Source organism: Streptomyces sp. NBC_01451 (assembly GCF_036227485.1).
In the GTDB taxonomy this organism is placed as follows: Bacteria; Actinomycetota; Actinomycetes; order Streptomycetales; family Streptomycetaceae; genus Streptomyces.
On sequence record NZ_CP109479.1, the window covers coordinates 4,835,584 to 4,859,487 of the forward strand.

Annotated in this window: 20 protein-coding genes and 2 pseudogenes; 10 read left to right on the forward strand and 12 right to left on the reverse strand. The window is 70.1% G+C overall.

The features are described 5' to 3' along the window. The first annotated feature begins 67 nt into the window (after positions 1 to 67). Positions 68 to 1,639 (forward strand): protein kinase domain-containing protein, encoded by a 1,572-nt coding sequence (locus tag OG595_RS21240; protein WP_329283083.1) that lies wholly within the window; start codon positions 68 to 70, stop codon positions 1,637 to 1,639. A gap of 146 nt (positions 1,640 to 1,785) precedes the next feature. On the opposite strand, the pseudogene OG595_RS45380 reads toward OG595_RS21240, so the two are convergent. From OG595_RS45380 to OG595_RS21255, 4 genes and pseudogenes are all read right to left on the reverse strand, one after another. Further along, positions 1,786 to 2,355 (reverse strand): annotated as a pseudogene (locus OG595_RS45380) (phosphotransferase); the annotation flags it as partial. A gap of 384 nt (positions 2,356 to 2,739) precedes the next feature. Then, positions 2,740 to 3,273 (reverse strand): annotated as a pseudogene (locus tag OG595_RS45385) (phosphotransferase); the annotation flags it as partial. Positions 3,274 to 3,349: 76 nt separating this feature from the next. Next, positions 3,350 to 3,751, reverse strand: coding sequence for a pyridoxamine 5'-phosphate oxidase family protein (locus OG595_RS21250; protein WP_329274150.1), 402 nt, complete (start codon positions 3,749 to 3,751; stop codon positions 3,350 to 3,352). 149 nt (positions 3,752 to 3,900) lie between these two features. Beyond that, positions 3,901 to 4,581 carry a response regulator transcription factor gene (locus OG595_RS21255; protein WP_329274152.1) on the reverse strand — a complete coding sequence of 227 codons (681 nt, stop codon included), beginning with the start codon at positions 4,579 to 4,581 and terminating at the stop codon, positions 3,901 to 3,903. A gap of 321 nt (positions 4,582 to 4,902) precedes the next feature. Between OG595_RS21255 and pdhA the strand changes: the two genes are divergently transcribed. The 3 genes from pdhA to OG595_RS21270 are packed head-to-tail and all read left to right on the forward strand — an operon-like array spanning position 4,903 to position 8,700. Beyond that, on the forward strand, positions 4,903 to 6,210 hold the full coding sequence (gene pdhA, locus OG595_RS21260) for a pyruvate dehydrogenase (acetyl-transferring) E1 component subunit alpha (RefSeq protein ID WP_329274154.1): 1,308 nt from the start codon (positions 4,903 to 4,905) through the stop codon (positions 6,208 to 6,210). Between the two features lie 47 nt (positions 6,211 to 6,257). Continuing rightward, a complete protein-coding gene (locus tag OG595_RS21265; RefSeq protein WP_329283084.1) occupies positions 6,258 to 7,223 on the forward strand; it encodes an alpha-ketoacid dehydrogenase subunit beta in 966 nt (321 codons plus the stop codon). A gap of 10 nt (positions 7,224 to 7,233) precedes the next feature. After that, positions 7,234 to 8,700, forward strand: coding sequence for a dihydrolipoamide acetyltransferase family protein (locus OG595_RS21270; protein WP_329274157.1), 1,467 nt, complete (start codon positions 7,234 to 7,236; stop codon positions 8,698 to 8,700). A gap of 77 nt (positions 8,701 to 8,777) precedes the next feature. Here OG595_RS21270 and OG595_RS21275 read toward each other — a convergent pair whose 3' ends face one another. Beyond that, positions 8,778 to 9,683 (reverse strand): D-alanyl-D-alanine carboxypeptidase family protein, encoded by a 906-nt coding sequence (locus OG595_RS21275; protein WP_329283086.1) that lies wholly within the window; start codon positions 9,681 to 9,683, stop codon positions 8,778 to 8,780. A 311-nt stretch (positions 9,684 to 9,994) separates the two neighbouring features. Here OG595_RS21275 and OG595_RS21280 point away from each other — a divergent pair, with 311 nt between their 5' ends. Next, positions 9,995 to 10,657, forward strand: a complete 663-nt coding sequence (locus OG595_RS21280) for a GntR family transcriptional regulator (RefSeq protein ID WP_329274159.1) — start codon at positions 9,995 to 9,997, stop codon at positions 10,655 to 10,657. Further along, positions 10,654 to 11,997 carry an MFS transporter gene (locus OG595_RS21285; protein WP_329274162.1) on the forward strand — a complete coding sequence of 448 codons (1,344 nt, stop codon included), beginning with the start codon at positions 10,654 to 10,656 and terminating at the stop codon, positions 11,995 to 11,997. Before OG595_RS21280 ends, OG595_RS21285 begins: the two co-directional genes overlap by 4 nt. 136 nt (positions 11,998 to 12,133) lie before the next feature. On the opposite strand, the gene OG595_RS21290 is transcribed toward OG595_RS21285, so the two are convergent. Beyond that, the gene (locus tag OG595_RS21290; protein ID WP_329274165.1) at positions 12,134 to 12,958 is read right to left on the reverse strand and encodes a maleylpyruvate isomerase family mycothiol-dependent enzyme; all 825 of its coding nucleotides are present in this window, start codon (positions 12,956 to 12,958) and stop codon (positions 12,134 to 12,136) included. 273 nt (positions 12,959 to 13,231) lie between these two features. Between OG595_RS21290 and OG595_RS21295 the strand changes: the two genes are divergently transcribed. Next, the gene (locus tag OG595_RS21295; RefSeq protein WP_329274167.1) at positions 13,232 to 14,029 is read left to right on the forward strand and encodes a carbon-nitrogen family hydrolase; all 798 of its coding nucleotides are present in this window, start codon (positions 13,232 to 13,234) and stop codon (positions 14,027 to 14,029) included. 81 nt (positions 14,030 to 14,110) lie between these two features. Here OG595_RS21295 and OG595_RS21300 read toward each other — a convergent pair whose 3' ends face one another. Both OG595_RS21300 and OG595_RS21305 read right to left on the reverse strand, forming a co-directional pair. Continuing rightward, a complete protein-coding gene (locus tag OG595_RS21300) occupies positions 14,111 to 14,605 on the reverse strand; it encodes an LURP-one-related/scramblase family protein (RefSeq protein ID WP_329274170.1) in 495 nt (164 codons plus the stop codon). Then, positions 14,602 to 15,609, reverse strand: coding sequence for a helix-turn-helix domain-containing protein (locus OG595_RS21305; RefSeq protein ID WP_329274172.1), 1,008 nt, complete (start codon positions 15,607 to 15,609; stop codon positions 14,602 to 14,604). The genes OG595_RS21300 and OG595_RS21305 overlap by 4 nt, the downstream gene beginning before the upstream one ends. 52 nt (positions 15,610 to 15,661) lie before the next feature. Here OG595_RS21305 and OG595_RS21310 point away from each other — a divergent pair, with 52 nt between their 5' ends. Further along, the gene (locus OG595_RS21310) at positions 15,662 to 16,129 is read left to right on the forward strand and encodes a cupin domain-containing protein (protein WP_329274175.1); all 468 of its coding nucleotides are present in this window, start codon (positions 15,662 to 15,664) and stop codon (positions 16,127 to 16,129) included. A gap of 21 nt (positions 16,130 to 16,150) precedes the next feature. On the opposite strand, the gene OG595_RS21315 is transcribed toward OG595_RS21310, so the two are convergent. The 4 genes from OG595_RS21315 to OG595_RS21330 all read right to left on the reverse strand — a co-directional run bounded on the left by OG595_RS21315 (position 16,151) and on the right by OG595_RS21330 (position 20,958). Further along, positions 16,151 to 16,369 (reverse strand): DUF6458 family protein, encoded by a 219-nt coding sequence (locus tag OG595_RS21315; protein ID WP_329274176.1) that lies wholly within the window; start codon positions 16,367 to 16,369, stop codon positions 16,151 to 16,153. A 99-nt stretch (positions 16,370 to 16,468) separates the two neighbouring features. After that, positions 16,469 to 17,803, reverse strand: coding sequence for a M18 family aminopeptidase (locus OG595_RS21320; protein WP_329274178.1), 1,335 nt, complete (start codon positions 17,801 to 17,803; stop codon positions 16,469 to 16,471). Between the two features lie 293 nt (positions 17,804 to 18,096). After that, a complete protein-coding gene (locus OG595_RS21325) occupies positions 18,097 to 19,923 on the reverse strand; it encodes an acyl-CoA dehydrogenase (protein ID WP_329274180.1) in 1,827 nt (608 codons plus the stop codon). Positions 19,924 to 20,097: 174 nt separating this feature from the next. Then, positions 20,098 to 20,958, reverse strand: a complete 861-nt coding sequence (locus OG595_RS21330; RefSeq protein WP_329274182.1) for an intradiol ring-cleavage dioxygenase — start codon at positions 20,956 to 20,958, stop codon at positions 20,098 to 20,100. A 208-nt stretch (positions 20,959 to 21,166) separates the two neighbouring features. On the opposite strand from OG595_RS21330, the gene OG595_RS21335 reads away from it, so the two are divergent. Together OG595_RS21335 and OG595_RS21340 are read left to right on the forward strand one after the other, a co-directional pair. After that, complete coding sequence (locus OG595_RS21335) at positions 21,167 to 21,640, forward strand: SseB family protein (RefSeq protein WP_189149430.1); 474 nt, start codon at positions 21,167 to 21,169, stop codon at positions 21,638 to 21,640. A 268-nt stretch (positions 21,641 to 21,908) separates the two neighbouring features. Beyond that, a complete protein-coding gene (locus tag OG595_RS21340; RefSeq protein WP_329274188.1) occupies positions 21,909 to 23,867 on the forward strand; it encodes an Ig-like domain repeat protein in 1,959 nt (652 codons plus the stop codon). The last annotated feature ends 37 nt before the right edge of the window (positions 23,868 to 23,904 follow it).

Below are 23,904 nucleotides of genomic sequence, written 5' to 3' on the forward strand. Positions count from 1 at the left end.
GCTGTAGCGTGGCCGACGGAGACCGTAACAACACCGCGCGCACCGCGGGCAGAAACGACGGCGAGGACTGATGGCACAGCAGCGCGCTCAGGGCCCGTCCGACCCCGAGGCGGCTGGCGGCGGTATGTCAGACGCGCCTGAGCTGTGGGGCAACGGCGGACTGGTAGGGGACGGCCGGTACCGGCTCACCCACAGACTCGGCCGGGGCGGCATGGCCGAGGTGTTCGCCGCCGAGGACGTACGCCTGGGGCGGACCGTCGCGGTCAAGCTTCTCCGCGCCGACCTCGCCGAGGACCCGATCTCCAAGGCCCGCTTCACGCGCGAGGCCCAGTCGGTGGCAGGGCTCAACCACCACTCGATCGTCGCCGTGTACGACTCCGGCGAGGACACCGTGGGCGGTCAGTCCGTCCCGTACATCGTGATGGAGATCGTCGAGGGGCGCACCATCCGCGACCTCCTCATCAACGCCGAGGCGCCGGGGCCCGAGCAGGCGCTGATCATCGTCTCCGGTGTGCTGGAAGCGCTTGCCTATTCGCATCAGCACGGCATCGTGCACCGCGACATCAAGCCCGCCAACGTGATCATCACGCACGGTGGCGCCGTGAAGGTCATGGACTTCGGCATCGCCCGCGCGCTGCACGGGGCGTCCACGACGATGACGCAGACCGGCATGGTCATGGGCACGCCCCAGTACCTCTCCCCGGAGCAGGCCCTCGGCAAGGCCGTCGACCACCGCTCCGACCTGTACGCCACCGGCTGCCTGCTGTACGAACTCCTCGCGCTGCGGCCCCCGTTCACCGGTGAGACCCCGCTGGCCGTGGTCTACCAGCACGTACAGGACATTCCGGTGCCCCCCTCCCAGGTCTCGGAGGCGGCGCCGCCGGAACTCGACGGGCTCGTCATGCGTTCCCTCGCCAAGGAACCGGACGACCGCTTCCAGACCGCAGAGGAGATGCGCGGTCTCATCCAGTACGGCCTGCAGATGCTGTACGACCAGGGCAGTCACACCGGCACCTGGAACACCGGGCCCGTGGACATGCACGACGGCCGGCACACCCCCTCGGGGGGCTTCGCCGGCACCGCGGTGATGAACCACCCGGGCGAGCAGGCCGGTACCACCCAGATCCCCCAGCAGATCCTGCCCGCCGGGTACGGCGGCGGGGACGACGGCGGCTTCGAGGGGCACGGCAACCGGGGCGGCGGCCGGGGCAAGCTGTGGATACTGGCGTTCTTCGCCGTGATCGCCATCGCGGCGGGCGTCGCCCTCGCCCTGCAGAACGGCGGCGGCACGGACGGCGACACCGGCACCACGGAGTCGCCGGCCACCTCGCAGTCCGCGACGACCGACGACACCACGGCGAGCCCGAGCGACGAGGTCTCCGAAGAGCCGTCGAACACCGCCACGGACGACGGCAGCGGCTCGGACGGAGGGTCCCAGTGGACACCGTCGGCCACGCCGTCGTACACACCGTCCGCGACCCCCTCCACCGAGCCGTCACCCACTCCGTCGGACGTGGAGACGAGCGTGGAGCCGTCGGTCACCGAGTCGCAGCCGTCGGACGAGGCGAGTCCGTCGTCCGAGACGTCGGGCGACCCCGGAACGGACGTCGGCGGTGCTGACGGGGGCACCACCCCCTGACCTGCCGACCGCCCCGGGGAGCGAACCGGCGGCCGGTTGACGGAAAGCGTCCTCCACGCGCGCGTGCGGCCCGAAGCGGGCTTCACGCGCGCGTGCCGTTCACCGGGGACCGGTGGCCGGTGGCAGGTTCGCTCCCCCGGCGGATGTCAGTCCACGAACGCCTCGCACACCGCGTCGTACTCGCGCGTCCACCACACGGCGAGCGCCGAGGCGGCCGGGAACTGGGAGTCGGCGCGGGTGTCCCCCCGCTCGTAGTGCCAGCGCAGCATCCAGAAGTCGTTGAGGCGCTCCCACCACACCCGGTGCACCGCGGCGCCCAGTTCGGAGGGCGTGGCCCCCGCCGTACGCCGGTACGCGCACGCGTACGCGCGCACCTTGGGCAGGTCGAGCGTGCCGGCGGGCCGTACGAAGAAGATCGCGGCGGCGCGTACGGCCTCCTCCGCGCGGGGCTGCACACCGAGCCGGTCCCAGTCGACGATCGCGGCCGGTGAGTCCCCCTTGTAGAGCAGGTTGAACGGGTGGAAGTCCCCGTGCACCCAGCCCACCGAGCCGCCCGGCGGAGGCCGCCGGTCCGCGTGCTGCTCCAGCAGTGCCCGCCGTTCCAGAAGCCGGTGGCGGGCCAGTTCGTCGAAGGCGTCGGTGGGGCGGTGGCGGCGTACGTGGGCCAGGAGGTCGTCGATGAGCGCGAAGGTGTCGGCGGGGTCGGCCGAGGGGGTGTGCGGGGGATCGGCGAGGCCGTTGGAACCGGTCGGCCGCGATTGCGGCTGCCCGGCGGGGGTGTAGGGGTGGGGCGGACGGTGGTGGGTGTCGGCCGGGCGTGGGGGCGCGGTCGGCGCGAGGGGCTTCGCCGAGGCACCGGCAGGAGCGGCGGCCCGGCCCCGTCCGGTGGTCCCGCTCCGCCGGGTCGCGTCCCGGAGGTGGTCGGCTCCGCCGGGATCCCGGGGCTCTCCCCCTCTGCCGGTTTCTCCTCGGCCGGCCTCTGTTTGTCGGGCGCCGCCGCCGGGGTCGCCCTGCCCGGCGGCCCGTCCTCGACCGGTGTCCTCCCCCCTACCTGCACCTGCGGGGAGTTCCCGCGCGGCGGCGCCTTCCCGGCCCGCGGCCCTCTCCTTACCTGTGGTCAGGTCCTGTGGGGCCGCCCGGTCCTGTCCGGCGTCCTCGCGCCCGCCCTCGCCCCGATCGCCCGATACCCGGCCCCGTGTCGGCATCACGCGTTCCAGGCTCGCGTGGACCACGCCGAGCAGCGCGCCCAGCCGCCCGCACTGGCCGGTGCTGAGCTGGCCGCCGTGGCGGTGGCGGCCGTCGATCCAGGGGTGCAGGGCGTAGGCGTGGCCGCCGACGACGGCGACCGTACGTCCGTCGCGGCCCGGCAGGGGCGGGGCCACCGGGACGCCGAGGTCCGCGAGGCGCTGGGTCGCCCGGTGCTGACGGGCGATCGCGGCGGGGTCGGCGGTCTCGGGGTCGAAGTGGTGCTTCAGGAAGTAGTGGCCGCGCGTGGTGGCGAGCCGGTAGCCGCGGTTCAGCAGCCCTTGGTCGACGGGGTCGCAGGTCAGCGCGGACCCGGCGGCGTACTGGCGGAGGAGGGCGCCCAGCGGGGGCGCATGGGACGCAAGGGGTGGTACAGATGAGCGCGGCACGCGCCAGATGGTAGGGCACGAGCCGGGCGCGTGAGCGGGGCGCTTGTCACAGGAAGTCACAGGTGACCGCGGACAGTCACGGGCAGTCGGTTTCGATCACGGAGTGCACTGTCGCGAACTGGGGTTCGACCCGGAGGTAGACGGGATCGAAGGGAACGCCGTCCACGGAGCGCGGTGCGGGGCCGAACCGGTCGAGCTCGGCGGCGGTCGGCTCGACGGCGGCGCACTCCCCGACGACCTGCACGGACCACGACCGGCTCCGCGCCCGTGCGGACGGAACATCCGCGCCGTAGGCGACGACACCGCCCACGCATGCCCGGTGGTACCCGTGCCCCTTGTGCAGGCGCAGCAGGACCCGGCCGTCCACGACGATGTGCCGGGCGGACGCCAGGAAGGGCAACGCGCGCATGCTGGTCGCCACCCGGCCGTGCTCGACCCGGCCGAGGAGGTCGGCGGCGCGCTGTTCGTCGGTCGGCATGCACTCAGGTTGCGCGGCGGGAGGACGGGCGCACCAGGGGCGCTGGCCCCGAGAAAAGGGGCCTTAGGTCCCGATTCGGGCGGGAGTCCCTCAGGAACCTGGGGAGTCCCTCGGGAACCTGGGGCCCTCAGGAACTCGGGGGGTCTCCCTCAAAAGCCCTGCCGCGGCCCCTGTCTCTCCGCCTGCGTCCGCGCCACGTAGGCCGCCGCCTGGGAGCGCCTCTGCATGCCGAGTTTGGACAGCAGTCCGGAGACGTAGTTCTTGATCGTCTTCTCCGCCAGGTGCAGCCGGTCGCCGATCTCCCGGTTGGTGAGCCCCTCGCCGATCAGGTCGAGGATCCGGCGTTCCTGCTCGGTGAGGTTCGCGAGCCGCTCGTCGCCCCTCGCCGGATTTCCGCCGTCCCGCAGCCGCTCCATGACCCGGGCGGTCGCGACCGGGTCGAGCAGCGACCTGCCTGCGGCGACGTCCCGTACGGCCGCCAGCAGTTCATGTCCGCGGATGGCCTTCAGGACGTATCCGGACGCGCCCGCCATGATGGCGTCGAAGAGGGCCTCGTCGTCGGCGAACGAGGTCAGCATCAGGCACTTGACGCCCGTGTCCCGGGAGCGGATCTCGCGGCAGACCTCGACGCCGCTGCCGTCCGGGAGGCGTACGTCCAGGATGGCCACGTCCGGGTGGGTGGCCGGAATGCGTGCCAGCGCGTCCGCCGCCGTACCGGCCTCGCCGACCACCTCGATGTCGTCCTCGACCGAGAGCAGCTCATGGACTCCCCGGCGGACGACTTCATGGTCATCGAGGAGAAATACGGTGATTTTTCCGTCTTCGGGCACGCGGACAGTCTCACACACCGGCTCTTCCCGTGGGCCGGGTGAGCGGGATAACGTGCCGTTGTTCCGGCCCCCTGCAAGGCTGTGACCAGGGCCCCTTCCCGACTTGCTCAATTTACTTGGATTTCCAAGCAAAATAGCAGGTCAGGGGGGTTTCATAGAAATATGAGGCACTGGGTAACGTGACCCTTGCGGGACGCTCGCCGGGGCGCCTGTCACGCCTGTTCCCGGCCGAGCGGCACCCACCCCGTGCACGGGTATCGGGTACAGGTGACCGCACTGGTTACCCGGCAACCCCGGGGCCGGACCGACGGAGGAGTACACGTGACCGTGGAGAGCACTGCCGCGCGCAAACCGCGACGCAGCGCCGGAAGCAAGACCGGTACCACCCGCACCACCGCCCAGAGCACCACTCCCCAGAGCGCCGACGCACCGGCCGCCGACGCACCGGCCACGGCCGCGAAGCGTGTCACCGCCAAACGCGCCGCCACCAGGAAGCCGGCCGCGAAACCGGCCGTGAAGGCGACGGCGAAGCCCGCCGGGACGGGCGCCGATCCGGACCTCGTCCAGCTGCTGACCCCCGAGGGCAGGCGCGTCAGGAACGCCGCCTACGACCCCTATGTCGCCGCCCTCACCTCCGACGACCTGCGCGGTCTGTACCGGGACATGGTGCTGACCCGCCGCTTCGACGCCGAGGCCACCGCTCTCCAGCGCCAGGGCGAGCTGGGCCTGTGGGCCTCACTGCTCGGCCAGGAGGCCGCCCAGATCGGTTCCGGCCGCGCCACCCGCCCCGACGACTACGTCTTCCCGACCTACCGCGAGCACGGTGTCGCCTGGTGCCGGGACGTCGACCCGACCAATCTGCTCGGCATGTTCCGCGGGGTGAACAACGGCGGCTGGGACCCCAACAGCAACAACTTCCACCTCTACACGATCGTCATCGGCTCGCAGACCCTGCACGCCACCGGTTACGCGATGGGCGTGGCCAAGGACGGCGCCGACTCGGCGGTCATCGCGTACTTCGGGGACGGCGCCTCCAGCCAGGGCGACGTCGCCGAGTCCTTCACCTTCGCCTCGGTCTACAACGCCCCCGTGGTGTTCTTCTGCCAGAACAACCAGTGGGCCATCTCGGAGCCGACCGAGCGGCAGACCCGCGTCCCGCTCTACCAGCGCGCGCAGGGCTACGGCTTCCCCGGTGTACGGGTGGACGGCAACGACGTACTGGCCGTCCTCGCGGTGACGAAGTGGGCCCTGGAGCGGGCCCGCCGCGGCGAGGGCCCCACGCTGGTCGAGGCGTTCACCTACCGCATGGGCGACCACACCACCTCCGACGACGCGAGCCGCTACCGCCACGACGACGAGCGGGTGGCGTGGGAGGCGAAGGACCCGATCGCGCGTCTGCGCACGTACCTTGAGGCCTCAAACCACGCGGAAGAGGGATTTTTCGCGGAACTGGAGGCCGAGAGCGAGTCGTTGGGCAGGCGAGTACGCGAAGTGGTCCGTGCCATGCCGGACCCGGACCCCTTCGCGATGTTCGAGCACACCTATGCCGACGGGCACGCGCTCGTGGACGAGGAACGGGCCCAGTTCGCCGCCTACCAGGCGTCGTTCGCAGATGTGGAGGGGGCATGACCATGGCGGCAGAACCGGCGACTTCCAAGGCTGTGACTTCCAGAAGCATGGCCCTGGCCAAGGCGATCAACGAATCGCTGCGCAAGGCCCTGGAGTCGGACCCCAAGGTCCTGATCATGGGCGAGGACGTCGGCAAGCTCGGCGGTGTCTTCCGGGTCACCGACGGTCTCCAGAAGGACTTCGGCGAGGACCGTGTCATCGACACCCCGCTCGCCGAGTCGGGCATCGTCGGCACGGCCATCGGCCTCGCCCTGCGCGGCTACCGCCCGGTGGTGGAGATCCAGTTCGACGGCTTCGTCTTCCCGGCGTACGACCAGATCGTCACCCAGCTCGCGAAGATGCACGCACGCGCGCTGGGCAAGATCAAGCTCCCGATCGTCATCCGCATCCCGTACGGCGGCGGCATCGGCGCGGTCGAGCACCACTCCGAGTCGCCGGAGGCGCTCTTCGCGCACGTGGCGGGTCTCAAGGTGGTGTCCCCGGCCAACGCGTCGGACGCCTACTGGATGATGCAGCAGGCCATCCAGAGCGACGACCCGGTGATCTTCTTCGAGCCGAAGCGGCGCTACTGGGACAAGGCCGAGGTCAATGCGGAGGCCATCCCGGGCCCGCTGCACAAGGCCGAGGTGGTCCGCGCGGGCACCGATCTCACCCTTGCCGCCTACGGCCCGATGGTGAAGCTGTGCCTGGAGGTCGCCGACGCGGCGGCCGAGGAGGGCCGGTCCCTGGAGGTTCTCGACCTCCGGTCGGTCTCCCCGCTCGACTTCGACACCGTCCAGGCCTCGGTCGAGAAGACCCGCCGCCTGGTCGTGGTGCACGAGGCACCGGTGTTCTTCGGCTCGGGCGCGGAGATCGCCGCCCGGATCACGGAGCGCTGTTTCTACCACCTGGAGGCCCCGGTGCTCAGGGTCGGCGGCTACCACGCCCCGTATCCGCCGGCGCGCCTGGAGGACGAGTACCTACCGAGCCTGGACCGGGTGCTCGACGCCGTCGACCGCTCGCTGGCGTACTGAGGAGAGGGACGTGACGACGATGACTGACGCGTCCGTTCGCGAGTTCAAGATGCCCGACGTGGGCGAGGGACTCACCGAGGCCGAGATCCTCAAGTGGTACGTCCAGCCGGGCGACACCGTCACCGACGGGCAGGTGGTGTGCGAGGTCGAGACCGCCAAGGCGGCCGTCGAACTGCCCATCCCGTACGACGGGGTCGTGCGCTCACTGCACTTCCCCGAGGGCACGACGGTCGACGTGGGTATGTCGATCATCGCGGTGGACGTGACGGGCGGGGCCGGCGCCGAGGTGGAGGACGCGGCCCCGGCTGCCGCCGAAGCCCCGGCGGAGGAGGTGAAGCCGCAGGCCCGCCAGCCGGTCCTCGTGGGCTACGGCGTGTCCGTCTCCTCGACGAAGCGCCGCCCCCGCAAGGGTGCCGAGGTGCCGGCCCAGGAGGTCGCGGCGGCGGTCCAGCAGGAGCTGAACGGCCACAGCGGGCGGGCGGAGGCGAACGGCCACGGCGGCCATGGCGCCCTCGCCGGCCTGGCGGCCCTGCCCGGCCAGTCCGTCCTGGCCCCGGTGGCCGGACGACCGCTCGCGAAGCCGCCGGTGCGCAAGCTCGCCAAGGATCTCGGCGTCGACCTGACGACGGTGACCCCGTCGGGGCCCGACGGCGTCATCACGCGCGAGGACGTGCACGCCGCGGTGGCCCCGGTGGCCCCCGAGCCGGTGCACGCCCCGACGCCGGTCACCCCGGCGGTCCCGGCGCCGGCCGTCACGTACGACGGCACGCGGGAGACGCGGGTCCCGGTCAAGGGCGTACGGAAGGCGACCGCGGCGGCGATGGTCGGCTCGGCGTTCACGGCACCGCACGTCACGGAGTTCGTGACGGTCGACGTGACGCGGACACTGAAGCTGGTGGAGGAGCTCAAGGGGGCCCCCGACTCGTACGGGCTGGCGGGTCTGCGGGTGAACCCGCTGCTCCTCATCGCCAAGGCCCTGCTGGTCGCGATCAAGCGCCATCCGGACATCAACGCGTCCTGGGACGAGGCGAACCAGGAGATCGTGCTCAAGCACTATGTGAACCTGGGCATCGCGGCGGCCACCCCGCGCGGCCTGATCGTCCCGAACATCAAGGACGCCCACGACAAGACGCTCCCGCAACTGGCGGAGGCGCTCGGCGAGTTGGTGTCCACGGCGCGGGAGGGCAGGACGTCGCCCGCGGCCATGCAGGGCGGCACGGTGACGATCACGAACGTCGGCGTCTTCGGCGTAGACACGGGCACGCCGATCCTTCCTCCCGGCGAGGCCGCGATCCTCGCGGTCGGCTCGATCAGGCTCCAGCCGTGGGTCCACAAGGGCAAGGTGAAGCCCCGCCAGGTGACGACCCTCGCCCTCTCCTTCGACCACAGGCTGGTGGACGGGGAGTTGGGCTCCAAGGTGTTGGCGGACGTGGCGGCGATCCTGGAGCAGCCGAAGAAGCTCATCACCTGGGCATAGGGAACGGGCACAAAAAAGTGGGGGCCTGCCGCGCCGAGCGCGGCAGGCCCCCACTTTTCCTGACTGCTGACCGGGTGTCAGCCCAGGCGCGCGAAGCCGTAGTTCATCAGCTTCTTCGCGTCCGCCGTGCGGTTGGCGACCGAGGTGGAGGCGAGGACCGTGCCGATGACCGTCTTGCCGTTGCGGGTCGCGGCGAAGACCAGGCAGTACTTGGCCTGCGGGCCGGAGCCGGTCTTGATGCCGATGGTGCCGGCGTAGCCGGACAGCAGCGGCTTGTTGGTGTTCTCCCAGCTCATCCAGCGGGTGCCACCGGTCTTGGTGGTCACCTTCTCCTTGAAGTTCTGCGTCTTCACTATCGCGCGGAAGGCGCCGTTCTTCATGGTGTTGCTGGCGAGCTTCGTCAGGTCGCGCGGCGTCGAGTAGTTCGAGCCGTTGCCGATACCGTCGAAGCTGTCGAACTTGGTGTTCGTCATGCCGAGGCTCCGGGCCGTGCTGTTCATCTTGGCGATGAACGACTTCACCCGGGCGGCACGCGTCGAGCCGGTGCCGAACTTGTCGGCGAGCGCGTACGCGGCGTCGCAGCCCGACGGCAGCATCAGCCCGTACAGCAGCTGGCGGACGGTGACCTTGTCGCCGACGATCAGGCCGGCCGAGGAGGCGGTGTTGGCGACGATGTAGTCGCTGTACGCCTTCTGGATCGTGACCTTGGTGTTGAGGTTCAGGTTCGCCGTCGCCAGCACGACCTTCGCCGTCATGATCTTCGTGGTGGAACCGGTGGAGAGCTTGGTGTCGGCGGCCTTGGTGTACAGGCTCGCGCCGTTGGCGTTGTTCATCAGATAGCCGCCCTTGGCGACGATCGTCGGAACGGCGGGAGCCGCCTGAGCGGGCGCCGCGGTGAGCGCTCCGGTCGCGAGCACGGCGCCGGTGGTGACCACCACGGCTGCGGCTCTACGAAAACGGATGCCCTGGATGCCGGTTATCAACTTCAATACCCCGATTACGTCTGGATCGTCCGAATGTCCCTGGAGAGCGGCCGAGTTGGCCGAACGGGCGGAACGCCACTCTCGTGTGACTCGTAACTAGCACAGTTGGTTGTGCGCGTGCTGAGGCGGGTTCCCCGATTTTCCCTTTCCGAGAGACGTCGTACAGCTGTGCGTGGTTCCCGCGCCCCTTCCAGAAGTTGAACTGTTGTCCGTGTGGCGACGTCACGCCCCGAACGGGGATCGGTTCACGAGGTCGGTCCATATGGCGGACGCCCGCCCGCATGCGTACGTGTTGTATCTATGCTGTGGGCATGAGCAGCCCGGCCGTGCAGCACGTGAAGCAACCTCCCGCCGCCGAACGCGTCTACGCCCACGTCAAAGAGGGTGTCCTGGACCGCCGTTACGAGGGCGGGACCCTGCTCACCGAGGGCGAACTGGCCGAGGCCGTCGGGGTGTCCCGCACGCCGGTGCGCGAGGCGCTGCTGCGCCTGGAGGCCGAGGGGCTGATCAGGCTCTACCCGAAGAAGGGCGCGCTCGTCCTGCCCGTCTCCGCGCAGGAGATCGCGGACGTCGTCGAGACCCGCCAGCTGGTCGAGGAGCACACCATCCGCAAGGCGGTGCCCGCCTCGCCACAGCTCATCGCCCGGCTCACCGAACTGCTCGAACGGCAACGCCGGCAGGCCGCCGCAGGAGACCTCGCGGGCGCTGCCGTGACCGACCGCTGCTTCCACGCCGAGATCGTCCGCAGCGGAGGCAACGAGATCCTCTCCCGGCTGTACGACCAACTGCGCGACCGGCAGCTGAGGATGGGCGTCGCCGTCATGCACGCCCACCCCGACCGCATCACCAAGACGCTCGTCGAGCACCAGGAGATCCTCGACGCGCTGCGCTCGGGTGACCCGGAGGCGGCGGTCGCGATCGTGCACCGGCACGTCAGCTGGTTCTCCAACCTGGCCCGGGGCGAGGTCCGATGAGCCCCGGACCCGTCGCCGCCGCCGGATCCGGTTCCGGCCGTGGTTCGCTGCCCGGCGATCCTCCCGGTGGGCGCCGCGCCGTCCTCGTCTGGTCCGTCGGCGTCTCGGTGTACTTCGTCGCGGTCATCTTCCGTACGTCACTGGGGGTGGCCGGGCTCGACGCCGCCGACCGCTTCCACGTGAACGCGTCCGCCCTGTCCACCTTCTCGATCCTCCAGCTCCTGGTCTACGCGGGCATGCAGATACCGGTCGGGCTGCTCGTCGACCGGCTCGGCACCAAGAAGGTGCTGGCCATCGGCGCGGTGCTGTTCACGGCCGGGCAGCTGGGCTTCGCGTTCTCCCCCTCGTACGGCACGGCTCTCGCCTCCCGCGCGCTGCTCGGGTGCGGGGACGCGATGACGTTCATCAGCGTGCTGCGGCTGGGTTCCCGGTGGTTCCCGGCGCGGCGCGGGCCGATGATCGCGCAGCTGGCGGGGCTGGCCGGGATGACGGGCAACCTCGTCTCGACGCTCGTCCTGGCCCGGCTGCTGCACGGCGTCGGGTGGACGGCGGCCTTCGCGGGCAGTGCGGTCGCGGGTGTGGTGGTGCTCGTGCTGATGCTCGTGTTCCTCAAGGACCATCCGAAGGGGCACGAGCCGGAGCCGTTCCCGCATCAGGGCGCCGCGTACGTGCGCCGTCAGATCGCCGCCTCGTGGCGCGAGCCCGGCACGCGGCTCGGCCTGTGGGTGCACTTCACCACCCAGTTCCCGGCGATGGTGTTCCTGCTGCTGTGGGGCCTGCCGTTCCTCGTCGAGGCGCAGGGGCTGACGCGGGCGACGGCGGGGGAGCTGCTCACCCTGGTCGTGCTGTCCAACATGGTGATCGGCCTGGTGTACGGCCAGATCGTCGCCCGGCACCACACGGCCCGGCTGCCGCTGGCGCTGGGCACGGTGGGCGCCACGGCGGTGATGTGGGCGGTGACCCTCGCCTACCCGGCGGTGTCCGGCTCCGGTCACGCCCCGATGTGGCTGCTGGTGCTGCTGTGCACGGTGCTGGGTGCCTGCGGGCCCGCCTCGATGCTCGGCTTCGACTTCGCCCGGCCCGCGAATCCGCCCGAGCGTCAGGGGACGGCTTCGGGGATCACCAACATGGGCGGTTTCGTCGCGTCGATGACGACGCTGTTCGCGGTCGGTGTGCTGCTGGACGCGACCGGCGACAACTACGCCGTCGCGTTCTCGTTCGTGTTCCTGCTGCAGGGGGTTGGCGTCAGCCAGATTCTGCGGTTGCGGAAGCGGGCCGCTCTGCGGGAGTCGGAGCGGTTGGTTGTGAGCAGGGTTTCTGCGGTGCACGTTCCGGTGTAGGTGCGGGGTATTGGTGCGGGCGTCTCTGGGGGCTGCCGCCCCCAGGCCCCCGCTTCGGCCCCGAACGGGCCTCGTCCTCGAACGCCGGACGGGCTGAAGTGGGCTGGGACTGCCCGGCCCGCGCTGAAAAGTGTCGCTACGGCGTCACCGCGAAGTGGCGCAGGATCGCTGCCGTGAGGCCCGGGTCGCCCTCCGTCTTGATGCGGTCGGCGACCGCTTCCGGGGTCACCCGGCCGCAGGCCAGGCGGACGTAGGTCTCCCAGTCGAGGGCGAAGCTGGCGGCGGGGCCGAGGGCCGGTGACGTCTCCAGGGTGCCGCGGCCGTTGATGTCGACGCGGATCGTGCGCAGGAACTCGACGGGACCGTGCACGTCGAAGACGATCGCCGAACTGCGCGGCGCCCCCGCGTCCTTGGCGACGACCTTCGGCAGCGCGCTGAGGAGTACGTCCCGCGTGATGTGCGCGCCGGGCGAGTCCAGGTTGCCGGGCCGGCCGAGGGCGGTACGCAGGTCCTGCTCGTGCACCCACACGTCGAACGCCCGGTTGCGCATGAGGTCCACGAGAGCGGTCTCGCGGCCGTAGAGGCCGCGGATCATCGTCCCCGGCTCCCGTGTCTCGTTGCGCAGCTGGCGGTTGCGGCGGATGACCGTGTACTCCAGCTCGGACGTCATCTCCGGGGCCGTGTGGTGCCGCCGTACGTCGACCTGCATCTCCATGTACCGCTGCTGCTCGTTGGTGACGTGGTAGAGGTCGCGCGGGAGGGTGTGGATGGGGCGCGGGTCGCCGAGCATCTCGCACTCCAGGCCGATGACGTGCGAGACCAGGTCACGGACCGACCAGCCTGGGCATGGGGTCCGGCGGTTCCACTCGCCCTCCACGAGCGGTGACACCAGCTCGGATATCGCGTCGATGGAGTGGGTCCAGGCGTCGGCGTAGGGCTGGAGAGTGGGATGCAGACTCACGGAACGGGACCCCTCGGGCGGTCGGTACGCGGGCAGTGGTGACGGCGGATGACGGCGGGTGTCGACGGCGTTGTCGGCGCTGGTGTCAGTGGTGGTGTCGGCGGCGGTATCGGTGGCGGTGTGTCGTTTCGGTGGATGCGGGAGCGCGGGCGGGATAGCTGTGAGCGGGTGTCTTGGAACGTTAAGTTACGCTGCCGTGAGGCACCCCGGCAGTGCTTTCGTGTGACGATCGTAGGCCCGTGTGAACGGCTCGAATGTCAGGACGGTGGTAGTGTGCGCGCCTCGCTCATCCAGATCGGTGTAGAAGAGGGCGAATCGGTCGAATCGCGCAGGCAGCGCGTGGCCTCCCTGGTACGGGACGAAGCCGGGGCCGATCTCGTCGTCCTGCCCGAGCTGTGGACGACGGGGGCCTTCGCGTACGAGCGGTTCGCCACCGAGGCCGAGGCGCTGGACGGTCCGACCTACGAGGCGATGGCGAAGGCGGCGAGCGACGCGGGCGTGTGGCTGCACGCCGGGTCGATCCCGGAACGCGACCCCGAGGGGCCCCTGTACAACACCTCCCTCGTCTTCTCCCCCGCCGGTGACCTGGCCGCCGCCTACCGGAAGATCCACCGCTTCGGCTTCGACAAGGGCGAGGCCGTGCTGATGGGCGCGGGCGAGGAACTGGTGACCGTCGCCCTCCCCGGGACGACGCTGGGTGTCGCCACCTGCTACGACCTCCGTTTCCCCGAACTCTTCCGCGGCCTCGTCGACGCGGGTGCCGAGACGATCGTCCTCTCGGCGGGCTGGCCGGAGCGGCGGCGCGCCCACTGGACGCTGCTGGCCCGGGCGCGGGCGGTCGAGAACCAGGCGTACGTCCTCGCGTGTGGAACGGCCGGTACGCATGCGGGAGTTCCGCAGGCCGGGCACTCGATCGTGGTCGATCCGTGGGGCGAGGTGCTCGCGGAGGCGGGTGGCGGCGAGGAGGTTCTGCGGGTCGAGTTCGACCCCGCGAAGGTGGGGGAGACGCGCGAGCAGTTCCCGGCGCTCAAGGACAGGGTGCTGGGGGTGGCGGTTCCGCACCGCCGCTGACGCCTGGCGCCGGGGTGTTTCGCCCCCGCCGTCCCTACCCGTCCCTCCCCCGGAGGGGGGACCCCGGAGGGGCTGGGGTTCTCAGTCCTCCGTCCGTTCCTTCTCCGCCAGGTGGATCACGCAGACCGCCACCGCGATCAACAGTGCCGGGTCCGCGTCGTCCCGTACGACGTCCACCCCGTACGTCTCGCGGACGTGCAGCCAGCGGCGGGAGATCTGGGCGAGGAGTTCGCCGTCGTAGTCGACCGCGAACTCCCGGTCCAGGATCTTTCCGCTGACGTCCAGCTCCGTGCCGTCCACCAGCGACACCCGGTAGTGGTTGCGCAGCAGTGACAGGCGTTTGCGTCTGATCGTCGCCAACGGGTCGCCGTCCCGTTCGATCACCATCGTGTCCCGCAGGGCGAGCATCTTCTTGTGGATGTCGATCAGCACCCGCCCCCGGGTGTCCTTCAGCTCGAAGGTGTCCCGCAGCCGCATCGCCTTGCCGTCGACCAGGTACACCTTGTTGCCGTGCTGGTCCTCGATCCAGTAGTCGTCGCCGAAGCCGAGCAGCCGGTCGCGTACGAGGAATCTCATGTACTCACCGCTTCCCCGCGAAGGGGTCCGAAACGCCGCCTGTACGCCGATGGGCTGAGACCGGTCTCGCGGCGGAGCCGGGCGCGCAGGTTCGCCGCCGTTCCGAGGCCGCTGCGTGCCGCGACCACGTCGAGGCGTTCCTCCCCGCGTTCGATCAGCCGGCGGGCCAGCGTCACCCGCTCCCCGGTCAGCCAGGCCAGCGGTGTCGTGCCGAGCTGGGACTGGAAGCGGCGGTGGAGCGTGGCGGGTGAGACCGCCGCCCGGGAGGCCAGGCCGGCCACGGTGAGCGGTTCGGCCAGCCGTGCCTGGGCCCAGGCGAGAAGCGGGCCCAGTGATTCGTCCGGGACCGGCGGCACCGGCCGCTCCACGAACTGGCGTTGCCCGCCGTCCCGATGGGCGGCGAACACCAGGCGCCGGGAGACCGCGTTGGCGACCTCGGCACCATGGTCCGTACGCCAGATGTGGAGCCCGAGGTCGAGTGCGGCGGCACTGCCCGCGGCGGTCAGGATGTCGCCCTCGTCCGTGAACAGGACGTCCGGTTCCAGCAGGACCCGCGGGTGCAGTCGGCCGAAGGTGTCCGCCCACAGCCAGTGAGTTGTCGCCCGGCGGCCGTCCAGCAGGCCGGCCTCCGCGAGCGCGAAGCTGCCCGTGCACAGGCTCACGACGCGTGCCCCGCGCGCGTGGGTGCGCCGTACCGCGTCGAGTACGGCATCGCCACGCGGTACGACGTTGTCCGGGCGGCCCGGCACGACGAGGGTGTCGGCGTCGTCCACGGCGTCCAGGCCGGCCACCCCGGTGAGGGTGAGGAAGCCGTGGTTCATCCGGACCTCGGGGGTCGGGGCGCACACCGTCACCTCGTACAGCGGCCCCGGCAGCCCGAGTTCGGGGCGGGGCAGCCCGAACATCTCGGTCGCGGCACCGACCTCGAACGGGTTGGTGCCCTCGTCGACGATCACGGCGACGCGGTGGGGCCGAGAGCCGGGTTGAGAGGATCCTTGCGTCATGTGCGATTTCTAGCACTCGTGGAGAGCTCGGGTCACGCCCCACCATGAGCACATGGCATCGAGCGACAGTCCCAGCAGTCCCAGCAGCGCCGGCAAGGCCGTGGTGGCCGTCGGGGGAAGGGCGGGAAGAGGCGGTGAGCCGGTCTCCCTCCCCGTCGCTCTGGCCTCCTTCAGCGCCGTGTGGAGCCCTCGTATCGTCGCCACCGTCAACGACTACGACGTACGCGTCGCGAAGGTCGAGGGCGAGCACGTCTGGCATGTGCACGAGGGCACCGACGAGTTCTTCCTGGTTCTGGACGGTGAACTGCACATCGCCCTGCGGGAGTCGGCCGGCGAGCGCACGGTCGTCCTGCCGAAGGGCTCGGCCTTCACGGTCCCCCGTGGCACGGAGCACAAGCCGTACGCCCCGGTCCGCACCGAGATCCTCGTCCTCGAACCCTCCGGCACCCTCAGCGTGGGCGACCGGCACGACGACGTGCCCGGCCATGTGGACGTCACGACGGGGCACGCCCTGGTGTAGGCCGACCTCGCGCGACGACCGTCAGCCCTGGTACCGGTCGTCGTCGATCACGGTCGTCGAGGGCGGTATCAGCACCCGCCTGCGCCGGGCCACGCTGCGGAACGCCAGGGCGCCGATCACGCCGACGATCATCAGGATGACGCCGACCAGGTCGAGGTTGACCCCTTCCATCTGCCAGTCGGTGGCGAACGTGAGGATGGCTCCCACGGCGATGAGGATGATGCATCCGCCGAGGCTCATGAGTGTTGCCTCCCTGTCCGGTCCGGTCGTACCGGAGGTTCCGGTTGTTCCGGAGTTTCCGGGTGCCCGGACCTGCGACAGGTATGCGTGAGAGCCCGACTAGCCTTGCAGGAACGCCACGAGCGCGTTGGCGAGCAGGTGCGGGTCGTCGGCGCCGCACAACTCCCGCGCACTGTGCATGGACAGGATCGCCACCCCGATGTCGACCGTCTTGATGCCGTGCCTCGCGGCGGTGATCGGGCCGATCGTCGTGCCGCAGGGCATGGAGTTGTTGGAGACGAAGTTCTGGAACGGGACGCCGGCCCGGTCGCAGGCCGCCGCCCAGACCGCGCGGCCCGAACCGTCCGTGGCGTAGCGGTTGTTGACGTTGACCTTGAGGATCGGGCCGCCGTTGACGCGCGGGTGGTGCGTCGGGTCGTGCCGCTCCGCGTAGTTGGGGTGGACGGCGTGGCCCGTGTCGGAGGAGAGACAGACGGTGCCCGCGAACGCTCTCGCCCTGTCCTCGTACGATCCTCCGCGCGCGAACACCGAACGCTCCAGCACGCTGCCGAGCAGCGGGCCGTCCGCGCCCGTGTCGCTCTGCGAACCGTTCTCCTCGTGGTCGAAGGCCGCGAGGACCGGGATGTACGGCAGCGCCCCGTCGCCGGTGGCGGAGCTCGTCGCCACGGACGCCAGAGCCGCCGCGGCGGCGTGCACGGACAGCAGGTTGTCCATGCGCGGGCCGGCGACCAACTCCCGGTCGCGGCCCAGGTAGGCGGGCGGTTCGATGGAGTGGACCATCAGGTCCCAGCCGGTGACCTCGCCCGGCGTGAGCCCGGACTCCTCTTCGAGGAAGGCGATCAGGTCGCCCTCGCGGACGTCGTCCGACATGCCCCAGATCGGCTGGAGATGGCGCTGCTTGTCGAGCTTCAGCCCGTCGGTGTTCACGGCACGGTCGAGGTGGATGGCGAGCTGGGGGACCCGCATGAGGGGCCGGTCGATGTTCACCAGCCGCGATGTGCCGTCCCGGAGGGTGAGGCGGCCGGCCAGCCCGAGGTCGCGGTCGAGCCAGGAGTTGAGCAGTGGACCGCCGTAGATCTCCACGGCGACCTGTCGCCAGCCGTGTCCCCCGATGTCCGGCACCGGCTTGACGCGCAGGTTGGGGGAGTCGGTGTGGGCGCCGACGATCCGGAAGGGGGTGTGCGGAGCGGCTCCCTCGGGGACGTACCAGGCCACGATCGCGCCGCCGCGCAGGACGTACTTGCCGCCGCTCCCCGCCGCGGAGGCCGCCGATGTCTCCGCGTCCCAGGCGTCCGTCTCGGCGACCTGACGGAAGCCGGCCTTCTCCAGCCGCTCGGCGGTGTTCGCCACGGCGTGGTACGGCGACGGACTCGCCGCCAGGAAGGACATCAAGTCGTCGGTGTGGCCGCGGTCGAAGCGGTGGGGTGCGCTCATGGGGTTCACCTTAACGACGTAATAGCGCCCGCTCCCTGGGATGGTGAGCGGGCTCTCGTAACGGGGATGTGAAGGCCGGACAACTGGCCCGCGAGTCAGTTTCCGGACTGCGGACGGACCGTGGGGGTGTGTCCTGGTTCAGCAGGACGGCGGCCCGCCCCGGAGTGGATCCGGGTGCGGGCCGCCGTGCCTGGCCTGCCGCATACGCGCAATAAGTGAACTGAATGCACCAAGGGTGCGAAGTGCGCGAAAGTCGCGAAGGTGGTGAGGTGCGCGAAGACGGCGGAGTGCGCTCAGAAAGCTGCTTCGTCCAGCTCCATCAGGTCGAGGTCCACGCCCGCGGCGAGCTTGCGGGCACCGGTGACGCCCGGGAGGACGTTGGCCGCGAAGAACTTCGCCGCCGCGATCTTGCCCGTGTAGAACGGGACGTCCTTCGCCGACGCCGTCCGCAGCTTCTCGGCGGCCACGGCGGCACCCTTGAGGAGCAGGTAGCCGACGACGACGTCGCCCGAGGCCATCAGCAGGCGGGTGGTGTTGAGGCCCACCTTGTAGATGTTCTTGACGTCCTGCTCGGTCGCCGCCAGGTCCGTCAGCATCAGACCGACGATCGCCTCCAGCTCGACGGCCGCCTTGGCGAGCTGCTCGCGCGCCACCGCCAGGTCGTCGCCGCCCGTGCCCGGCGCGAGGAACTTCTTGATGTCCTCGGCAAGGGAGTTGAGGGCCGCGCCCTGGTTGCGGACGATCTTCCGGAAGAAGAAGTCCTGGCCCTGGATCGCGGTCGTGCCCTCGTACAGGGTGTCGATCTTGGCGTCGCGGATGTACTGCTCGATCGGGTACTCCTGGAGGAACCCGGAGCCGCCGAAGGTCTGGAGGGACTGGGCGAGCTGCTCGTAGCCCTTCTCGGAGCCGTAGCCCTTCACGATCGGGAGCAGGAGGTCGTTCATGGCCTCCAGGGCGGCGGTGTCCTCGCCGGCCGCCTCCTTGACCTGGATCTCGTCCTGCACGGCGGCGGTGTGCAGCACCAGCGCGCGCATGCCCTCGGCGTACGCCTTCTGCGTGATCAGCGAGCGGCGGACGTCCGGGTGGTGCGTGATGGTGACCTTGGGGGCCGTCTTGTCCATGAAGTTGGCGAGATCCGGACCCTGGACGCGCTCCTTGGCGTACTCAAGGGCGTTGAGGTAGCCGGTCGACAGCGTCGAGATGGCCTTCGTGCCGACCATCATGCGGGCGAACTCGATGATCCGGAACATCTGGCGGATGCCGTCGTGCTTGTCGCCGATCAGCCAGCCCTTGGCCGGGTGCCGGTCACCGAAGGTCATCTCGCAGGTGTTGGAGGCCTTGAGGCCCATCTTGTGCTCGACGTTCGTCGCGTACACGCCGTTGCGCTCGCCCAGCTCGCCCGTCTCGAAGTCGAAGAGGAACTTCGGTACGAGGAAGAGGGACAGGCCCTTGGTGCCGGGGCCGTGGCCCTCCGGCCGCGCGAGGACGTAGTGGAGGATGTTCTCCTCCATGTCGTGCTCACCGGAGGTGATGAACCGCTTCACGCCCTCGATGTGCCAGGAGCCGTCCTCCTGCTGGACCGCCTTGGTGCGGCCGGCGCCCACGTCCGAGCCGGCGTCCGGCTCGGTGAGGACCATCGTCGAGCCCCAGGTCTTGTCGACCGCGATCTGGGCGATCCTCTTCTGTACGTCGTTGCCCTCGTCGAAGAGGATGCCGGCGAACGCCGGGCCGGACGCGTACATCCACACGGCCGGGTTCGCGCCGAGCAGCAGCTCCGCGTACGACCAGATCAGGGAGCGGGGGGCGGTGGTGCCGCCGATCTCCTCGGGCAGGCCGAGACGCCAGTACTCCGAGTCCATGAAGGCCTTGTAGCTCTTCTTGAAGGACGCCGGTACGGGCGCGGTGTTCGTCTCGGGGTCGAAGACCGGCGGGGTGCGGTCGCCGTCGGTGAAGGACTCCGCCAGCTCGTTCTCCGCGAGGCGCGTCATCTCCCCGAGGATGCTCCTGGCGGTGTCCGTGTCCATCTCCGCGAACGGACCGGTGCCGTACAGCTTGTCGCGTCCGAGGACCTCGAAGAGGTTGAACTCGATGTCGCGGAGATTCGACTTGTAGTGCCCCATGGCGACTGCTCCGTAGAGAGATCGGCGAGGCACTGACTCCTCGCGCCTAATACGCATACCAACTAGTAGCTTCTTCCCTACGATGATGCTACCCGCCGGTAATAAGGCGCAACCCCAACCGGTCGTTTGTGACGCGATACGCGCCCCGAGGACCCCTGAGGGGAGGGGAAAGGTCTAGACCGGGACGGTGAGAGTGGCCGTGTATCCCTTGTCCACGCTGCCTTCCACGGTCGCCAGCTGCTGGTCGTAGCCGTCGCTGAAGATGCCGTCCTTCTCCAGGGAGACCTGGCTGAGGTTCTGCACGCTCTGGCTGTAGCCGTCCGTCGCGTACACCGTCTCGCAGACGTCCTTCGGGAACGCCAGCTGCGAGGTGTTCGTTATCGACGTGGCCGCGGTCGCGTCCTCCAGGCTGCCGTAGACCTCGAAGTGGATGTGCGGCCAGCGGCCCGCGTAGCAGGCCGGGAAGATGCTCGTGAAGGTGACCTGGCCCTTGTCGTCCGTCTCCTGGACGCCTCGGAGGTAGTTCTCGTCGGTGACCCCGTCCGAGTAGAGGGAGTAGTTGCCCTCGCGGTCGCAGTGCCACAGGTAGACCGCGGCGCCCGTCTTGGGCGTCCCGCAGCCGGAGGCCGCGTCGACGACGGTCAGCGTGATCGTGAGCGGCACGCCCTCGGCCTTGCCGCCCGCAGAGTTCCCGAAGCTGGACGTGATGTCGCTGCGGACGACTCCGCTCTCCTTGAGCACGTTCACCCCGTTCGAGCCGTCGCCCGGGTAGGGACCGGCGGTCTCGTTCGGGATGGTCGCGCACTCGGCGGACGACGAGGACGTGCCGCTGGACGAGGTGTCGGAGGCGGCGGAGGAGGTGGACGTGGAGTCGTCGGCGGCGCAGCCCACCAGCGGCACCAGGCTCGCACCGGCCAGCAGACGGATCATCCGGCGCCGGGCGAGAACGGGGAGGTCGTAGGAGAGGCCCCTGTCGTGCTCGTGGACCTCTTCGTCCCCGTGGTGCGCGTGGTCATGCTGCCCGTGTCCGCTCATGGCCGTCTCCCTCTGTCTGTGCCGCCGGGTATTACCCGGGCCTTGCCGCCGCCTGATCGTTTCTTTGTCGAAGTCGACGGTATGAGCGCCGGCTGTGGCAAACCAGAGCGGCACCTGTGGACTTCCCATGGGACGGTCCGGCCGTGCCGGCCGCAAGCAGGGGACCGGGCCGCCCCCGCTCCGCCGCGCTCTCGGTACTCTTGCGCGCATGTATGGATATGGCCAGCACGGGGACGGGGGTGCTGCGCAGCAGCAGTACGCCCAGCCGCAGCAGCAGATGCCGGGCGGGTACGGCCAGCAGCCGCCGCTGTACCCCGAGCCGTCCCCGCCGTCCCTCGCGGACGCGGTGCGCGCCTTCACGACGGGCTCGCTGTCGGCCGAGGACTTCCAGCAGGTCTTCGCCACGTCGAAGGTGTACTGCCCACGCGGCGACAACCCCGGGTTCCTGGCGCTGCACAACACCCAGCAGCCGGTGATCCCCATGTTCACCTCGCTGAAGGAACTCCGCCGGTACGCGGGCAAGGAGTCCAAGTACTTCGTGATCACCGGCGCCGAGGTCATCGACCTGCTGCCCACGGGCTACGGCTTCGTCGTGGACATGGAGGGCGAACACCGCATGGTCTTCGACGCGAAGGCGGTCGAGCAGATGGTGGAGTTCGCGATGCGCAGGATGTACGGCTGAGGCCGTCCCCTCCCCTGCCCCCACCGGCCTGCCCCACTGACCCCCTCGGTCGCTCCGCCCCCCCGGCCTCCGGTGTCTTGCCCGGCGCCGGAAGTCCTCTGTCCCGCGGCGGAAATCCCCTCCGTGATTGTCACAGGCATGCCATAGGGTTCCTTCTGGCAGCCGCGCCCCACTGGCCACCGCTTCCCGCGGTCGCGTCTGGGTGTCGCGCGGCGCTCTCAGCTCCCGGTGATACCGGGTTCCTTGTGGGGGGTTCATCACTGTGCGTATGCGCAGCACTTCGGCCGCGACGGCGCTCGCGGTTCTCTTCAGCTCGGCGGCGCTCACCGTCGTCGCGGCCGGTTCCGCTTCGGCGCAGACAGTCGTCGTCACCACGCCCGTCGGCCTGGTCGCGGACGGTCCTCTTCAGCGCGTCTTCGTCGCCGACCAGGACAACGGCCGGGTTCTGGCCACGGACTACAGCGGCACGCTCGTCGGCGTCAACGTCGGCTTCGACGGCGTACGCGATCTGGCGGTGTCCGACGACGGCGCGACCGTGTACGCGGTCCTGCCGGACAGCCACGAGATCGTGGCCCTCGACGCGGCGGCGCTCGGCCTCACCGTCAAGGCCCGCTACGACATCGGTGCCGGCACCGACCCCCGGGACCTGGCCTTCGCCGGCGGTCGGCTCTGGTTCTCCTACAAGGTCACCGGGGAGGACGGCGCCACCCACGGAAACCTGGGTTCCGTCGACCCGGCGATCGACCCGGCGGGCGAGGCGGACGCGGTGAGCCTCGGCCTGCTCCCGGAGGAGGTCGCCCCGTACTACAACGCGGCGCTGCTCGACACCGACCTGTCGACCCCCGGCCTGCTGACCTACACCGACAGCGGCGCTTCGGAGGGTTCGCTGAACGTGCTCGACGTGTCCGCCGCCACCCCCCGGGTGGTCGTCAAGAGCAGCGCCCAGAGCTACTTCGGGGACGTCGACCTCATCCCCGGCACCTCCGAGGTGCTGGTCAACGGCAACAGGCGGCTCTCCTACGCGAGCGGGGACCTGACCGAGGCCGGCGGCTACCCGGTGTCCAGCGGGTACGGCGACGTCTCCCCGAGCGGTCTGGTCGCCCACGTCTTCAGCAGCGAGGTGTCGGTCTTCAAGCCCGGGTCCGACAAGCTGGTCCGCCGTATCGACGCCGACGCCTACGGCGCGGGCCGGCTGATCTGGGCCCCCGACGCCCCGCGGCTCTTCGCCATGACGAGCAACACGCTGAACTCCCGCTACACGCTCAAGGTGTTCACCGACGCCACACTCAGCGCCCCGGACCTCACCGTCAGCGCCCCCGACACGGCCCCCCGGGCCAAGAAGCTCACCGTCACCGGCAGGATCACGGCGACGCTGCCGCTTCCGGCGGGTGCCAAGCTGGCGGTCACCCGCAAGGACACGGAGAGCCCGAACGGCAAGGCGCTCCCGGCCGTCACGGTGAAGGCGAACGGCACGTACTCCTTCACGGACACCCCGCAGACCGGCGGCACGACCACCTACAAGGTCACGTACGCGGGCGACGCCGAGCACACGGCGGCCACCGCCTCCGGCAGGGTCGAGGTCCCCTTCGCGAAGACCGCGCTGACCCTGAACAACAACGGCAGGCTGTACAACTACGGCACCGACGTCAGGTTCACCGCCCACCTGGGCGCGACGTACAAGAACCGTACGGTCGAGATCTGGTCGGACCCGCACGGCACCGACAAGCCGAAGAAGCTGATCAAGACCGGCAAGGTCAACTCCGCCGGAAACCTCACCGCGACCGTCGACATGACCCGCGACACGAACGTCACGGCCGTCTTCAAGGGCGACACCCGCTTCGAGCCGAAGACGGTCAGGGTCACCGCCAACGCCCGGGTGAGGATCTCCACGGCCGTTTCCCGGCACTACAAGACCGCCAAGATCGGCTCGGTCTCGTACTACTGGTTCCACAAGAACACCGACCCGGTGCTGACGACCTCGATGCCCTACTACCAGGGCCGCAAGCAGCGCTTCGACCTGCAGGTCTTCTACCAGGGCACCTGGTACTCGACCTACTCCGACTACTTCGCGATCGCCCCCAACGGCAAGTCGGGCGTTCAGCTCGGAGCGCCCGGTGAGTCGGGCATCCGGGCCCGGGTACGGTCGGTGTACGTCGACGGCGCGTCCGGCGACAACGTGAACTCGACGACGTTCGGATCCTGGAAGTACCTGTACTTCAGCAACTAGTACCGCGCGTACCGGCCGGCCCCGGCCGGTTGAGGAG